Origin of the sequence: Bacillus sp. 166amftsu, assembly GCF_900107445.1 — a bacterium.
GTDB classification, from domain to species: Bacteria; Bacillota; Bacilli; order Bacillales; family Bacillaceae_G; genus Bacillus_A; species Bacillus_A arachidis.
Map to the genome: position 1 here is coordinate 22607 of NZ_FNQA01000003.1, position 16178 is coordinate 38784.

Here is a 16178-nt window from a genome sequence, read left to right on the forward strand (position 1 = left end):
TGTCTTCACTCCCCTAGAATATTTTCCCCATTTTGAACAGAACGTTGTAACCTTTTAAATTCAAGTTCTAATACTTCTCTACCAAATGGGGTTAACACGTAACATTTCTTTCTATCTGTAGATGCTACTTCAACAATTAGTTTTTCTTTCAAAAGCTTTGTCGTGTTTCCATATAACGTACCAGGTCCAAGTTTTACTTCCCCATTCGTCATTTCTTCCACCATTTGCATAATCCCATAGCCATGCATAGGCTCTACTAGTGACAACAAAATATAATACGTTGCCTCTGTTAATGGAACATATTTCTGTGCTTTCACACTCATTATACCTACCTCCGATACATCGTCACATGATATATCGACACACGATACATCGTATATCGATATTGTATATCGTATTCCAAATAAATACAACTAAAAACGATGGTGTTTTTAAAATTTTATATTTATTCTATACAAAAATATTATTATATTAATTTTCAGAAAAATTTGTTAAAATATAACAAATACACTTGTCTACTTTTTGAAAGGGTGATACATATGTTAAATAAATTAAAAGAAAATATAAGTTCTGTTTTTGTCGGAAAAGAAAACGTGGTTGATTTACTCCTGGTTTCATTACTTGCGGATGGTCATATATTACTTGAAGATGTACCTGGAACAGGAAAGACATTACTAGCGAAAACAATTGCAAAAAGTATTGGTGGCGATTTTTCTCGTGTTCAGTTCACTCCTGATGTGCTTCCGAGCGACGTAACAGGAATTGAATACTTTAATCCTAAAACGAGTGAATTTGAATTAAGGTTCGGGCCAGTCATGACAAATATATTGCTAGCAGATGAAATAAACCGAGCTATGCCTAGAACACAATCTAGTTTATTAGAAGCAATGGAAGAGCGCCAAGTCACACTCGAAAAGCAATCTACGCCTCTTCCTAAACCGTTCTTTGTCATTGCGACGCAAAATCCAATTGAATCACAAGGAACTTTCCCTCTTCCAGATGCCCAGCTGGATCGTTTTTTAATGACCATTTCAATTGGCTATCCTTCCCCGGAAGACGAACTAAAAATGATGCGCCGTTTTCGAAATGACAGACCTTTAGATAACATTCGTTCTGTTATCACTTTAGAAGATATTTTACAAATGCAACAAAAAGTAAAAGAAATATACGTATCCGAATCGTTAGAACACTATATCATTCAACTTGCTAATGCTACACGAAATCATGATTATATTGCCAACGGTGTGAGTCCACGTGCAACACTTGCCTTAGTTAGGGCGATACAAGCATTAGCCTATTTACATGGTCGTGAATACTGTACGCCTGAAGATATACAATTCTTACTCCCTTACGTATGGAAACATCGTCTTATTTTATCAATGGAAGGTGCTCTGCGCACGACGAAACAGAAGTTAATTGAAATTATTTTAACGGAAGTAGACGTTCCTGTGGAGATTGAGCAATCATGAATTATACACGTATTGTAACCGTTCCATTATTTTTCCAGCATCACATTATTAAACTAACAATTCCAGTTGCTTTGTTTTTAGCGTTCTATGTAACAAATTCATATTTAGTTGTCCCATTTTTGTTTTATTATTTATTTGCTTATTTTATTTATCGTTATACAGCATACATAGATAAGCATTTTCAAATTATCGATAAAAAACAAACAACACGCTTATTTCCTGATGAAACAGGCAGTTTATCAATTCATTTACAAAACAAAGCTAAACTTCCTTTAGTGAATGGCACTTGCTTTTTACATATCAATCCAACCTTAATACCAAATCAGACAACTGGCGTTGAGCAAATATCTAAAACGTTATTTTCTTTTCGCTTTTCACAGCCTGCAAAGTCAGAACAGAGATGGGAATTACCGTTTACAGCTACAAAGCGAGGGGTTTTTAAAATTGAGCAATTTGAATGTATTATAGGTGATCCATTTCATATCATTCAAGTTCATCTGCCTACTGTAGATAAATTGAAGACTGAAATTATCGTTTATCCTACTTTAAAACGTGTTGCAGGGTTACAAGAGATACATCAATTAGCAATAGGTACTTATAAAACAAATTTTTCTTATTTCCATGATGAATCTTCTATTATTGGGATAAAGAAATATGAGAGAGAATCTTTTCGAAGTATTCATTGGAAAGCGTCTGCTAAAATGCAATCTTTACAAGCAAAACAATATGAAGCAATAAAAAATTATAGTTGGACATTATCCCTTTACTTAGGAGCAGATCGTGGAATTGGCTGGAGAGAAAACATTGAAGATTTAATTTCTTACACCTCTTATTTGTGTCAGTTTGCAACAGAGAAACAGATTCCTTTTGAATTGTTTGTTAGTATCTTTACGGAAGATGGCCCTTTATACCTTTCATTAAATGAGGGGCACTTACACTACGCAAAAGCGTTAGAAGAGCTGGCCCGTATTTCCGAGGACAGTACATTGCTTTCACGTGAAGGCTTCCTTCACTATTTAGATAGAAAAAAAGAACGTTCTTCCATCCTATTCTTTATAGGAATACGAAAAGAAGATGTACCAAATATGAAACAACAAACGTATCTGATTACGGATGAAGGGATGGTGGAACAACTTGAAAACATGGCTCCATTACGTTAATGATTTTCTTCTTCTACTCCTTCTTTCTCTATTGACGGAGCAAGAAAGAACAATTCCCATCATCCTATTTTTAATCATTAGCTTTCTTTGTACGATTCCCATTCATAAAATGAAGACCAATAAGCGAAGAGCTTTCATTTTACTATTTATTCTACAAGTTATACTTTGTTACGTATTTTCTATCTTTTCTATCGTTAGCTCTATCTTACTCCCGTTCTTCTTTTACATCGTACATGCACGGGATGACATAACAGCATACCATAAAATGCTAGGTGCCTTTTTATGGTTCATTGTTTCTTATTTTCTTCATTTAATGAAGTTACCTTCTCTATGGGTACTAGGCTTATTCGCTTTATTTATTCTACTGTCACTTTGGATTACTAGTTATAATAAAGATCAAAAAACAATTCGTTTTGTATCTATCACAGCAATTGGAATAGTCAGTCTTCTATTCTTCTTATTTATTCCGTATATACGTATCGTACTCTCGTATCTTTTCTACTGGGTAGCACTTGGTTTTGGCTATGGTATCGAAGCATTATTATCTATTACAAATCCAAATGATGCTACAGAAGCAATAGAAAAGTTAGGTGGAACGAGTCCAGAACTTCCAGAATCCGATCACCCATACGATGCCTTTGTTGCTCAATCCGTTACTGCTTCGATCATTGGAATCATTGCTGCATTTGTAATTTGGAAGCTGTACAAAAAGAGAAAATCCTTTCACCTTGGGAATATATCCTTTTATAACTCTGGTACAGTTATTCAAGAAGAAGGTATATTGCAAAAAACAACCCGAATGACGCGCCCACCAACGAACGCCATTCGCAAAGAAATATTCAAACTAGAAAAGAAATTAAAACCACCTTTAAACAGAAATCGTGGTGAAACGATTGACGCATGGATGGAGCGAATTCAAAGAGAAGAAGGTGCCTCTATTCAATTCGATATAATTATAGAGACATACAATGCTGTACGGTATGCTGACCAGGAAAATACTGAACTCTTCCGGCAATTTAAAGAAGAAGTAAATAAACTTTACGCCTATCAAAAGACGTTAAAAAAGAAGAAAAAATAAAACACCTCCTCGACAACTCTATTTTAGAGTAATCGAGGGGGTGTTTCTTATTTTACTCGTTGTCCATCATAAACCTGAATATCTAACGGAGCAGTTAAAAACTGATTCGCCTTTTTAACAAAAGAAGTAAAGTGTCCACTTGCATTATGGCTAGCGACTGCTTCTGCATCTTGCCAAACCTCTACCATTGTATATGCACTTTCTTTTTCAGTATCTTTATATAAATCATATGATACGTTACCACTTTCTTCTCTTGAAGCATGAATGAGCGGCCTAATTTCTTCTACAAATGCTTGTTGTTTTGCTGAATCTACTTGAAATACTGCGTGAATGATAATCAAAGTGCTTCCCCTTTCATCTTCTACGAATTTTTTCAAAATTACTTCCACTGGGCAACTTTATCGATTGACAGACGAACTGATTGATATCCACTATCGGCTGCTTTCCCAATTGAAATTAGCATAACTGGTACATAACGGTCTTTATCTAATCCGAAAGCTTCTGCAATTTTGTCTTTTTCAAAACCGCCAATTGGACATGTGTCATATCCATATGCACGTGCAGTCAACATAAGTTGCATTGAAACAAGACCACCATCAATTAATACTGTATCTTTCATTACTTCTGGTGAAACTGTAGAGAAATACGCAGAAAGCTTTTGCATTTGATCTTCTTTTACTTCAGCTGGCATAAGCCCACGTTCTACTGCTGTACCATAAATCTCTTCCGCATTATCAAAGTTTTGTAAATCACCAAATACAGCGATCATTGCTGATGAAGTTTCTACTTGAAGTTGATTAAATTTCGCAAGCGGCGCAAGTGTTGCTTTCCCTTCTTCACTATCAATCACAAGAAAACGCCAAGGCTGCATATTAACTGAAGATGGAGCAAGCGTTGCCTCTGTTAAAATTTCTGTCATTTCTTCTTTACTAATTTTCACAGTTGTATCGTACTTACGAATCGAACGACGTCCTGTTAAAATTTCTGTAAAATCATTTGTTTTTGTTACGTTACTCATAGATGTAATCTCCCTTTTTCCATTTTATATTTAGACTTCTTGTATGTTTTCTTCAATGCGATTTAGCATATTTAAAAGGTTATCGCGCTCTTCTTCACTTAACCCTTTTAGCGTAGTCGCTGCAAAACGCTCTTTCTCTTCTTGAAAGGCATGAATTTTATTTCGTCCATCTTTCGTAAGAGAAACTAAAGTAACCCTATTATCATCTGGATTTTTACGTCTTGTAATCATTCCATTTGCTTCAAGCTGTTTTAAATGCCTTGTAATTGCAGCATGATCAATATTCACTTCTTGTTGAAGTTCTTTTTGACTAATTTCATCAACCTCATATAACTGAAGTATAAGCTCCAGCCTAGATTGACTCATACCTGTACAACCTTCAAACTTCGAACTTACTTCTTTATTAAGAAAGTGTATTTTATATAAAATAATCGCTTCCTTTGAACATGAATTGGTCAATTTACTCCTCCTTTGCAAAGGCAACATATAATTATTTGATACATCAATAATTGATACATCAAATAATATACCCAATTAAAATTTTAAGCAACTATTTTGTTTTTTTATTTTTGGCTGACATAAAAAAATAAAACCTCTTCCCTTTTACCATAACCTCCATGAACAATATAAAGCCGTTTCCCTATAATAAAATTGGAAAACGACTGCAACTTTCTTACTTATTACAGATTTTCACCAAAGAACTCTGTTAACTTCGCTACTGCTTTTATGCGACGTTCCGTTTGGAGTGCAGCCACAGTATAGCCACCAGCACAAACAAAAGAGTTGTTAAATAATCTACCGCATATCGCACCTCTTCATCTCCTACTGATTATCATCCTTCAACAATCTAGCTTTTACTTGGTAGTGATTTTCTCTAAACCTTGAGTCAAGTGTCTTACCACCTGTTTTCTCCCAAAATTTAATACTTCATCATGTTACAAATTACAAAAAATTCCTTATAATAGAAATATCATACAAGACTGGAGAGTGATTGTAATGCGGCAATTTATTACTAAAAGAAATGAGGACATGAACATGAAAAACGAAATGAGGATTTTAACATATGAAAACAATAAATATAGGAATTGTAGCGCATGTAGACGCTGGAAAGACGAGTTTGACTGAGCGTATTCTTTATACTACCAATGTAATTCAGGAAATGGGTCAAGTAGATAAAGGAAGTACACTAACAGATTCGATGGAGTTAGAAAAACAACGTGGAATTACTATTAAAGCGGCTGTCGTTTCATTTTTTATAAATGATCTCAAAGTAAATGTAATTGATACACCAGGTCATGCTGATTTTATTGCTGAAGTAGAGCGATCTTTTGGCGTTCTAGATGGAGCTATCTTAGTAATATCTGCGGTAGAAGGTATTCAGGCACAAACCAAAATTTTAATGAAAACTCTGCAGAAACTAGGCATTCCGACCATACTATTCGTCAATAAAATTGATCGGAGTGGTGCGCAAACTACTAAAGTAATCCAACAAATACGGGATATGCTTACTAATCAAGTACTCCCACTATATAAAGTGAAAAATGAGGGGACAAAAGATGCGTGTATCATTCAAAACGAAGTACATGCTGCTGTATATGATGAGTATATTGAACTTCTAGCATCACATAATGAATCGTTAATTGAATCCTATGTAAATGGCGAAGTATTACATGAAGACACTTTACGAGATGAATTTTGGGATCAGATTCAGCATGCAAATGTATATCCAATCTTTTTCGGTTCAGCGATGACGGGTATGGGTATCCCCGAATTACTTGAAGGTGTTTCAAAAATGATTCCACAGAATGTTTCAAACAATAACCGAGATGAAATTTTATCAGGAGTTGTTTTTAAAATTGAAAGGGAATCTTCTGGAGAAAAAATTGCATACGTACGGATATTCTCCGGCTGTTTACAAGTAAGAAAATATATTAATATCAATCGAAAACAAAGTGACGTAAACACCACTTCACACAAAGAAAAAATAAAAAAGCTTCATATATTTCATAATGGAAATGCTGTTCAATCCCCTATTGTTGGCACAGGAGAATTTTGTAAGGTATGGGGGCTTTGCAACATTAGAATCGGTGATGTAATAGGTGAATGGTCAGATAAAGTGAAAGACATTCACTTTGCAGAACCTCAAATGGAAGCTGCAATTGAAGCGCGGCCAAAAGGGAAAAAACATACCCTATATCAAGCACTCGTAGAACTATCCGAAGAAGATCCACTTATAAAAGTAATGAAAGATGACATTCACAATCAAATCTATATTCGGCTGTTTGGTGAAGTTCAAAAAGAAGTGATTGAAACAACTTTACAGGAAAAATATAATTTAGAGGTTTCTTTTTCAAATACAAGAATTGTATGTATAGAAAAACCAATTGGAGCCGGAAATGCTGTAGAAATCATGGGTGAAAACAATAACCCATTCTATGCAACGATTGGCTTTCACATTAAACGTGGTGCACCAGGTTCTGGTATCACTTATAACTTAGAAGTCGAGCTTGGCTCATTGCCTTTAGCATTTCATAAAGCCATTGAAGACACTGTATTCCAAACGTTAAAACAAGGCTTATATGGATGGGAAGTCACTGATATCGTCGTAACATTAACGCATACCGGCTATGCAAGTCCAGTAACGACAGCTGGTGATTTTAGAAAACTAACACCACTTGTCTTAATGGATGCTTTAAAGCAAGCCGGGACCAATGTATATGAACCAGTAAATGAGTTTGAATTAACGGTACCAGCGCATTCAATTAGCACAGCAATGTATAAATTATCAGCTATACATGCAGCTTTTACAGAACCTGTACTTCATAACGAATCCTTTTGTTTAACAGGAACTCTGCCGATGGCCCAAACGGAGAATTTTAAGCGCATACTGCATTCTTTTACGGAAGGTGAAGGTGTCTTTATCGCTAGATCTTGTGGATATAGTAAAATCGACTCAAAATTCCCGTCGCGAAAACGAGTAGACTATAATCCACTGAATCGAAAAGATTATTTATTGCATGTGCTTCGTGCTTATTAAGTGAAAATACTAGCATGCTCTGTTGTTCCCATAATCAACCTCCTTTTATATTGATTTGTTAAAAGAAAACAAATTTATCAACTTGAGCATAGAAAATAAAAAAAGAGAATCTAAAGAAAGTTTAATTCCTTAGATTCTCCTTTTCTCTAGTATTTCACGAGCAATATGACACTTTTATCGGGGCGTTTAAAGTATCGTAACTAAGTAGAGAATTTATTATCAAATTATACTTGAAAACCAATTACTATCCATTCATCGACAACATCACAGAAATTTAATACTTCATCTTCGGAAACTATCCCCATAGTATGACTGGCATAATAGTAGACACCAATATGCTTTCAACTCGTATTCCGAAACTTCACAAACAGGAAATAAAAAGAGCGCTCTATCCAGATAAGCTCGAAAAACAAGGTTTTGTAAACAATCTGATCTTTCACACATTATGAGTGAAAAGTGAAGCTATTAATTGTCTCTTAGCTAATTGTTGATGATAGCATATTTATTATTCCCGAAGAACATTTGATCCCATAAACCCTCAGCTTTATAAATTTTTTCACACCATTCAATTCATGAGTTAGTTGAACATCCCCTAAGATACGAGTATAGGTTGGGTTAGCTCCTGATTTTTTGGCTATCAAAGCCTGAGTAGAATCCAAATTGTCTAATAAACTTATTGAAACAATATCCCTATTTCTAATAAATTCTACTGTGTAAGACTCAAAACTTGAAATAGGTTGAAGGTATATTAAATGGTTATCCATAAACTTTTTAGTTTCAGGATGTTCTATAATATCTTCTCTCTGAATTTTAGTAAGAGATTGATCGTCCGATATTATTTTTCCATCTTTGGCTAACATAAACACAGGCAACCTTTTGTAGTTATAATTCTTCTCAGCAATAATGTCGCAAGCAATGATGTCAAAACCATCCACTTTAGCTCTTCCCCAATACCAATGATTCATCAATTTCTCCATGCCAATATTGCCCCAGTTATGATCATGGTAACCAGTCCCATTTAATTGAATCATTTTATCACCAATAGTCAAAGTAGCTTCGATTGTCGCGGATGGTTGAGCAATAAACCATGCAAAGAAGTGCTCATCTCGGTCTCCGTAGAACCAATGACCGGTGTTTGGACGCCACATCGGTAATTTTGACGTCATTACAGCATGATATTTAATATACCCTTCTTCAAAATGAAGGACATATTGTCCATCTTGATATTTGAGGTAGGATTTGTTGATATTGACATCACAAATATCTTTTTTAGCGTTAAGCCTGCTGCCTTTAGCCTCTTGAGAAGACATAAGGATTTTGGTGCCATCAGGATATGTAATATCAATTTGGACTGTAGGCCATGCTGGTCCAAGAACATCAAAGTGGTTTTTGGTGTAAAAGGTAGTCACCACAGTTGTTCCGTCCTCAAATTCGGCATCAGTATACCACCACTCAAAAGAACTCTCCCTTCCATCTGTGCGCATGCCATCCTCTTTTGGCTGCGGTTCTGTAGGATGAATATTTAATTTCCTATAAGTTTCCTCATCATTTGCCAATCTAACTTGTTCTACGTTTACACTCATTTTAACAACCTCCATTTTGTAATGTGCTAACGACCGAAAACTGATGATTGTAATAAAGAGAAACTTTAATCAGCCCTCACCAATCGGGCTTTTACGGACAGTTCATCTCCCACCTAACTTCTTTGCTTCCGCTGAATTTTGAGGTGGGAGTGTTACTATCCGTTAATGCGGCATAAAATTGGCTATTTACAAATAGTAGGTGGGGAATATTTGACGCTTACCTCATTAATTTAACATAGACTAAGAAGTCGCTAGTCAGCAGACAAGCGACTTTTGAATTAAATATTAATCTATGTAACCCTTTTTGAAAAAGTTCATGCCGCACATTGCATGTTATGAACCACTGCTAGCAGAGGTTGCTGCAGAGGAAGCAGTAATTGCTGCTAGCATAGTTGCCTGCTGCGCCTGTATGAGGACCTCTATCATTGTTTGCAAACCTGTGTTGGCAGCTTGACTTTCCGCACCTTTCTGACTCACGAACAGTTGGATTGCAATAAGAATATTTGCATCCGTATGCCAGCGAAATAATTTGTCTCCCTGCAATTTTTCAATGAATGCTCGAATAGAATGAACCTCTTTCTCTCCATCCTCAAGCAACGCTAGTAGTCCGGCAGCCGGATAATGCATCTGTTTCACTTTTACCTTTTCTTGCTTTAGCAAATTCCATATGTTTGTGCACTGTGCGACTAACATATCTTCACTGACATCCTTTTTTAGTGAAAGAATATGACTTAAAAATTGAAGATCATTCCCTTTACGTAAGCCAGCTGCCGCCAGCTTCTGATAGAGACGTTCCACCCGGTCCATAAGTGTCTCTACTTTCTCTGATTGTCCCGCTAGCAAAACAGCGAGCGGATAATCATTTGCACTTGTAAGAAAGAAATGATCCTCTTTCATGCGTTTATATACTTGCATCGACCGCTGAATGCGTGTGTCATGCTGCCCACTTTCTTCTGGTAAAAGCGCTGCTGCTGCGAGATAAGTAAATATACTCCGGCTAAAGCCGCCAGCGACCAAACGTTCATATATGTCTAGAAACTGCTGAAAGGCTTTTTTGTAATGCGTAAAGTGAATATCTAATGTTGCCGCAACCACAAAACGATGATAGGACTTTAAGTATGAAAACATCCCTACCTGATCCTTAATATAACTACTAATTTCTAAAAAACGTCCAAGATCAAACGGTTTATCGCTACCTGTATACATAGCGGCAATCATCATTCCTGTCCGAGAATCACTCGTTTTCCACTTTAATTCCCCTTTTAACTGTGCATATATATGTGTGTATTGCTCCAGTTTCTGCTGTAATGTGATCATAGCAATCCCCCTATGTTCCTTTTGTACTTCTCTTCTATCATACTATAACTCTATATTTAGGAATATCATTTACAATACATATTTTGGAACCTTATACTTTCCTTAGTATATTTTCTATAATCTCCTTTAAATTATAAATAAAGTCCCAATTTCCATCTTTCTATCTCTTTTTATTCATTCTTAACAAGATGTTCCATATGAATAGGCAACTCATTCACTTTATCCTTTAGAAAATCCGGTTTCAAGTTATATTCACTTATTCGTTCTACTAGCACCCATTGAAATATATATCTTCTTCCGCTTTCTTCAAAAATAAAAGAATCCTTTCCTTTTCCAGGCAACTCAAGTAAGTTCACTTCATAGTAAAAGCTAATTTCATGAAATTGATGTTCATCATATGTAAAGAAATTTTCGACCATCCATAACATCCTTTTCACATCAACATCTACTCCTAGCTCTTCTTTCAGTTCCCTCTTCACCGCCGCTTCGCTGCTCTCAAGCATTTGTACACGTCCGCCCGGTACATACCAAAAGTCTTCTCCTTCATTTTGAATCATTAATATTTTATTATTATGTTTACATATCGCACCAACTCGATAGTTGAAACACGATTTTTCTAGTTTGAATGTAAGATCCATTATTCTGTATCCCCTTTATATGATTTAATATTTAACCGCTAAAATACTTCACTTGCAAATTTTGTTTATAAGCAATCATGATAGAAAACAATCCATTAAGAGCAAACAAGATAACTACTCCAATTGATAAATAAGCTAAATCTGGAGAAAACACATAAATCGCATGCCATGGAGAATCCGTAATATAGGTTAATCCCGGGATTATCGCAATAGATAGCACCAAGAAAATGATACCGTAAATGTACCATATGCTTCTTTTACGAACTTTTTTTGATCTCATCTTTACGAACAGATAAACAAGCATTAGAAAAAGTAAACATATTACCCCAATTGTAATTAATTGAACAATAGGAGTATTTGAAGGAATATCAACAGGTTCATCTCCATTTATTAAATTTATAATACCTTGCTTCAAATAGAAAAGCGCCTCTTCTTCCAGAATATGATTTTTATTGGTGAGAATCACGCCGCCCCAACCTGTTTTCGGTATAAAAAACATTTCAGCATGCGAATCAGGGGTTGAGCCTGAATGCCATATCATTTTCTCCTCAGAATCTGGATTTGTAATTCTTAGTCCTAGGCTATAGAAACGGTTTTCACCAGTTTGAATATGAGGTGATACATAAAGATTCATAGTATTTTCAGTTAAAAAATTGTCATTCTCTTGTCCACTAAGGAATTTGATGTATTGAACCATATCTTCTGCACTTGCCGTTATGTACCCATACGGTACTCCCCCATTATCATATGTTACCGAACTTTTTCTAGGAATCCCAAACCATGATTGATAACCAGCAAGATATCCTTTTTTATATGCAGTATCATTATCAGCTGCTGCATTCTTCATACCTAATGGTAAAAAAATCTCCTGCTTCATGTAGTCAGAATACGTTTGATTGGTAACTTCTTCAATAAGAGCACCAAGAATTAAGAAATTCGCATCACTATATTGATGCTTTTCTCCAGGTAGAGCGGTAAGCGCAACATTTGATAGACTTTCCACATTATCTTTTATAGCGTTGAGCCCATCAGATTCTTTGTCTGATATTGCTAAACCCGAATAAGTACTAATTCCACTTGAATGGGTAAGTAAATGTTTAATTGTTATTTTGGAAGCTGCTTCTTTATCTTTAAGTGTAAACCACGGAATATATTTTTTGACTGGATCTTCTAGGTTAACGGTACCTTCTTCAATTAATTTCATTATGGCTAAACCTGTTAATGATTTACTTATCGATCCTATAGTAAATGGGGTTGTAGTCGTCACTGTTTCCTCAGTTTCTCCCGTTACCCCCCATGCTTTAGAATAAAACAAATCATTTTCATGAATAATAGCGATCGAAGCACCTGGAATTCGATGTTCTTTTAAAAAAGCTTCTACATAGTTGTCTATAGTATCTTTCATATCTTGTTCTGCGGAGACTTTTGAGGCTGATAGGAATAAAGTGCCTGCATTAAATACTAAACAAATTAAAATTATAATGAATTTTAGTAGGTTCATATAAAGTTTCGCCTACTAACATTTATTTTTCGGATACGAAACACTACCAACGTAGAGATTAGTAAGGAAATTGAAATGCTAGTAATCATTAGTAAGGAATTCCACCAAGAATTATCTGCTATGTGATACAAAATATTATAGTCAAACGCATTATTAGTATGCAGTGGGTTAAATGATTCTGTTAAAAACATAGATAGTATGAGTTGTGAGATGAGGTAAGTAACAATTGAAGTAAGGAATCCAATCACAAATACAATTCCTGTTCTATTTTTGGATTTTCGTATCTGTTTGATTTCAGAATGAAGATCTATTCCGTTCATTTCTAAAAAGTCTTTAACAAATGTTGTTGTATCTCCTAAATCTTTTAGACTATCTTGACCGTGTTCACGACATTCTTGTATATGCTCTAAAAGCTGCTGCCTAATGATTCTTCTGTTCTTTGAACTGACTTGATATTGTTTTAATTCTTCCAAAACTTCTTTTACAAACTGTTTTTCTTCCTTGGTCAAATTTATGTTCATTCCAAATGCTCTCCCTTCAAATCACTTTGCAGTAGGGATTTTATATCCTGTTGTAATTCCAACCACTCGTTGATTTTTTTCTGAAGATACACTTTCCCCTTTTCATTGATTTCATAATAAACCCTAACTTTACCACTTTCTGTAATTTCACGGTAAGTATGAACCCATTCTTGATCTTTAAGCTTAGTCAAAATCGGATAAATGCTTCCTATTCCTTTCAGTTTTAAATTATGTTTTTCTAACTCCTTCATAATTTCATATCCATAGTTTTTTCCCTTTGACAAAATAGATAACACACACATCTCTAAATGACCTTTAATTAAACTTGTTCTATCCATAGGATAAATTTAACAAAAATATATACTTCATTCAAGTATATATTTAGAATTTTTTTACTTTTCTTTATATAATATTGAATTAAAACTTGATTAAAATGAAGTCCCATCCCCTTCTTTATTAACCAACGCAAAAACTCCATTTTAAATAAAGTTTGATTAAAATGGAGTTAATCTTGCTAACTAAGTATAAAATTTTCATAAGAATCCTTCCAATTTACTTATGATACGATTCATCTCGACTATCCTAATAGTCAACTAATTCATCATTTTCTATAAAGATTTGAATTTGACAACTATAAGATTCTGTATTAAAGACATCATTAAGTAACTCCACTTCTACAAAACTTTTAACTTTCAAATTATTTTCTTTTACATATTTAATGATTTTATTTCTCCGTTCCTCTTCATTTTCCTTGCTATAAGCGAATGTTAAATACTTTCCCTTTGGTAATATTTTTATATTTTGTCCAGCTTCTATATTGGAATTCCTTTGAAATCTACTAAAAACATACCTTGGCTCTACAGTCCACTCTGAATTAACCTTATATATGATTCCTCTTTCCATTGACATTTTCTCTTCTGTATCATGAATGATTTTTTCTAAGTCTGAATAAGAAAGTAACTCCTTTAAACTTCCTACTTCTTTACATGGTGCTACAATTATGTGACGCTCTTCAAAGAACTTAATGGATATTTCATCATCATGTAATATATCCTTAGAATTCTTTACCTTCATATTTAAGCTATCAATGGTTTTGATAATTTCTTGCATTTTATTTATATTGTCTTCTGCTTCATTTCTTTTTAATTGTAAAAATTGTAGTAGTGTATCAGTATCACAGTCCTTAAAAATCTCTTGAAGTTCTACTATACTTGTGTGTAACTCTCTACAGCTTTTTATAATGTCTATATGAATAAATTGATCTATGGAATAATATCTATAACCTGTCGATTCATCAATATATTTCGGAATGAGAATTCCCATTTTATGATAATATCTTAACGCTTTGATTGTAATGTCCTTTATTTTAGCTACTTCCCCAATGGAAAATAAGTTTTCCACCCTAATCACTCCCTTTATATTTTTTCTTACATTATCGTTGACTCTCTCTTTAGGGGAGACCTTACTATAATCATAAAGCATTTACAATTAATATCCAATCAAAATTATATTTCCCGAAACATGTAAAACCCCGCCTAATTTTAGGACGGGGCAAAAGTGAATTTTTTAAATCTAATTTTCATTACACGAGGATTTCGAATTTTTGGAACTCCTAATTTTAGGAATGACGATTACCTAAATTCACTCTCCTCTGTTTGATACATATTCCCTCATCACAATTTCTCTTTTTGAAACCAAGCTTCTAGCAATTCCTGCTCTCTTCCTCTTAATATACCTGCTTTTCGCTCTATATCTTCTCTCGATTTCTCCCATTGATACACATCATATATGGTCTCTTCAATAGGTCTAAAAGAAAGACCAGCGTTAACAGCTTTTTCTATACTAATGAAAAAGCCACCTTTCCACGGTTCTGTTTCTCCTTCTAACGGGAAAGATTCAGGAATCCATAAAGGCATCTCCGTCCAAGGCTGCACTTGACTTTCCAATAGAAATTGCTCTTCTACCCATACAAATTCAGCATCGCTGTTTGTTACTGCTTTACAAGTATTTAATAGGTCTTCAATCGTCAATTCATCATTCGGCCCTGTTACATTAAACTTGCCTACTTTTCTGTTTTCTGTCATATCGAACGCCCACGTTGCTACATCTTTTATGTCAATCAATTGAACAGGACGGTCTGAACGCCCCGGCACCATTACTTTTCCACCTTGTGCTACACGCTGAACCCAGTACGGGAGTCGATCTGAATAGTCAAATGGTCCAACAAGAAGCCCTGCTCTTATATGCAAAACTCGCCCAGGCCAATGTTTTTCTGCTTCTTCCTCACATAAAACTTTCAATGCTCCATAATACTCATAAGGTGATATTTCCCCATTCTCAACCGCTTTCAACTTTTCAGTAGGCGGAATAGACTGTAAATGATAGTCTTCCTTAATATGAAATGGAATCCAATCTTTATAAGTAGAGATACTTGATACAAAAGTATAATGTTCGATGTTGTCTCCAAGTACAGCAGCGATTTTTTTAATTTGATGAGGAGCAAATCCACATGTGTCCATTACAACATCCCATTTTCGATTTTCTAAGACTGATACATCACTGTCTCTATTACCGATTAGTTGCTCGACTTCAGGAAATACATCCTGATTCGTACCACGATTAAATAAGGTGACTTCATGCCCTCTTTTCAATGCTTCTTCTACTAACGCTCTTCCTAAAAAACGAGTACCTCCTAATATAAGGACCTTCATAATTTTCCCCCATCCATTTTTATAATCTATAAAATTAGCATTCATTTAATTTAACGATTTTCCTACTTAAAAAGTTACGGGGATGATGAAAAATTAATAATATTTTTTTATGCACTGTAAACAAATGTTGTTACTTTTGTTCAGT

At 34.7% G+C, this 16178-nt stretch carries 16 protein-coding genes; 4 read left to right on the plus strand and 12 right to left on the minus strand.

What is annotated here, in order from left to right:
* Nucleotides 1-5: 5 nt before the first annotated feature.
* On the minus strand, nucleotides 6-323 hold the full coding sequence (locus BLV40_RS11525; protein WP_026592889.1) for a PadR family transcriptional regulator: 318 nt from the start codon (nucleotides 321-323) through the stop codon (nucleotides 6-8).
* Between the two features lie 216 nt (nucleotides 324-539).
* Between BLV40_RS11525 and BLV40_RS11530 the strand changes: the two genes are divergently transcribed.
* From BLV40_RS11530 to BLV40_RS11540, 3 genes are read left to right on the plus strand one after another with little or no spacing between them, the layout of a single operon-like run.
* The gene (locus tag BLV40_RS11530) at nucleotides 540-1469 is read left to right on the plus strand and encodes an AAA family ATPase (protein WP_090690101.1); all 930 of its coding nucleotides are present in this window, start codon (nucleotides 540-542) and stop codon (nucleotides 1467-1469) included.
* Complete coding sequence (locus BLV40_RS11535) at nucleotides 1466-2629, plus strand: DUF58 domain-containing protein (protein WP_090690103.1); 1164 nt, start codon at nucleotides 1466-1468, stop codon at nucleotides 2627-2629. The genes BLV40_RS11530 and BLV40_RS11535 overlap by 4 nt, the downstream gene beginning before the upstream one ends.
* A complete protein-coding gene (locus BLV40_RS11540) occupies nucleotides 2604-3707 on the plus strand; it encodes a DUF4018 domain-containing protein (RefSeq protein ID WP_090690107.1) in 1104 nt (367 codons plus the stop codon). The genes BLV40_RS11535 and BLV40_RS11540 overlap by 26 nt, the downstream gene beginning before the upstream one ends.
* A gap of 47 nt (nucleotides 3708-3754) precedes the next feature.
* On the opposite strand, the gene BLV40_RS11545 is transcribed toward BLV40_RS11540, so the two are convergent.
* The 3 genes from BLV40_RS11545 to BLV40_RS11555 are packed head-to-tail and all read right to left on the minus strand — an operon-like array spanning nucleotide 3755 to nucleotide 5184.
* The gene (locus BLV40_RS11545) at nucleotides 3755-4048 is read right to left on the minus strand and encodes a putative quinol monooxygenase (protein ID WP_026592885.1); all 294 of its coding nucleotides are present in this window, start codon (nucleotides 4046-4048) and stop codon (nucleotides 3755-3757) included.
* 38 nt (nucleotides 4049-4086) lie between these two features.
* A complete protein-coding gene (locus tag BLV40_RS11550; protein WP_090690111.1) occupies nucleotides 4087-4725 on the minus strand; it encodes a nitroreductase family protein in 639 nt (212 codons plus the stop codon).
* Between the two features lie 30 nt (nucleotides 4726-4755).
* Nucleotides 4756-5184 carry a MarR family winged helix-turn-helix transcriptional regulator gene (locus BLV40_RS11555; protein ID WP_090690115.1) on the minus strand — a complete coding sequence of 143 codons (429 nt, stop codon included), beginning with the start codon at nucleotides 5182-5184 and terminating at the stop codon, nucleotides 4756-4758.
* Between the two features lie 604 nt (nucleotides 5185-5788).
* Between BLV40_RS11555 and tet the strand changes: the two genes are divergently transcribed.
* Nucleotides 5789-7762 (plus strand): tetracycline resistance ribosomal protection protein, encoded by a 1974-nt coding sequence (tet, locus tag BLV40_RS11565; protein WP_090690119.1) that lies wholly within the window; start codon nucleotides 5789-5791, stop codon nucleotides 7760-7762.
* Between the two features lie 476 nt (nucleotides 7763-8238).
* Here the strand turns inward: tet and BLV40_RS11570 are convergent, their stop codons facing one another.
* The 8 genes from BLV40_RS11570 to BLV40_RS11605 all read right to left on the minus strand — a co-directional run bounded on the left by BLV40_RS11570 (nucleotide 8239) and on the right by BLV40_RS11605 (nucleotide 16033).
* Nucleotides 8239-9345 (minus strand): lipocalin-like domain-containing protein, encoded by a 1107-nt coding sequence (locus BLV40_RS11570; RefSeq protein ID WP_244525389.1) that lies wholly within the window; start codon nucleotides 9343-9345, stop codon nucleotides 8239-8241.
* A gap of 333 nt (nucleotides 9346-9678) precedes the next feature.
* Nucleotides 9679-10662 carry a DUF4003 domain-containing protein gene (locus BLV40_RS11575; RefSeq protein ID WP_090690122.1) on the minus strand — a complete coding sequence of 328 codons (984 nt, stop codon included), beginning with the start codon at nucleotides 10660-10662 and terminating at the stop codon, nucleotides 9679-9681.
* A gap of 170 nt (nucleotides 10663-10832) precedes the next feature.
* Nucleotides 10833-11300, minus strand: coding sequence for an NUDIX hydrolase (locus BLV40_RS11580; RefSeq protein WP_026592879.1), 468 nt, complete (start codon nucleotides 11298-11300; stop codon nucleotides 10833-10835).
* Between the two features lie 31 nt (nucleotides 11301-11331).
* Nucleotides 11332-12801 carry a serine hydrolase domain-containing protein gene (locus BLV40_RS11585; protein ID WP_090690126.1) on the minus strand — a complete coding sequence of 490 codons (1470 nt, stop codon included), beginning with the start codon at nucleotides 12799-12801 and terminating at the stop codon, nucleotides 11332-11334.
* Nucleotides 12798-13322 (minus strand): hypothetical protein, encoded by a 525-nt coding sequence (locus BLV40_RS11590; RefSeq protein WP_026592877.1) that lies wholly within the window; start codon nucleotides 13320-13322, stop codon nucleotides 12798-12800. The genes BLV40_RS11585 and BLV40_RS11590 overlap by 4 nt, the downstream gene beginning before the upstream one ends.
* The gene (locus BLV40_RS11595) at nucleotides 13319-13660 is read right to left on the minus strand and encodes a PadR family transcriptional regulator (protein WP_090690130.1); all 342 of its coding nucleotides are present in this window, start codon (nucleotides 13658-13660) and stop codon (nucleotides 13319-13321) included. The genes BLV40_RS11590 and BLV40_RS11595 overlap by 4 nt, the downstream gene beginning before the upstream one ends.
* A 244-nt stretch (nucleotides 13661-13904) precedes the next feature.
* A complete protein-coding gene (locus tag BLV40_RS11600) occupies nucleotides 13905-14723 on the minus strand; it encodes a MerR family transcriptional regulator (protein ID WP_090690132.1) in 819 nt (272 codons plus the stop codon).
* A 272-nt stretch (nucleotides 14724-14995) separates the two neighbouring features.
* The gene (locus tag BLV40_RS11605; protein ID WP_090690135.1) at nucleotides 14996-16033 is read right to left on the minus strand and encodes an NAD-dependent epimerase/dehydratase family protein; all 1038 of its coding nucleotides are present in this window, start codon (nucleotides 16031-16033) and stop codon (nucleotides 14996-14998) included.
* Nucleotides 16034-16178 lie beyond the last annotated feature (145 nt).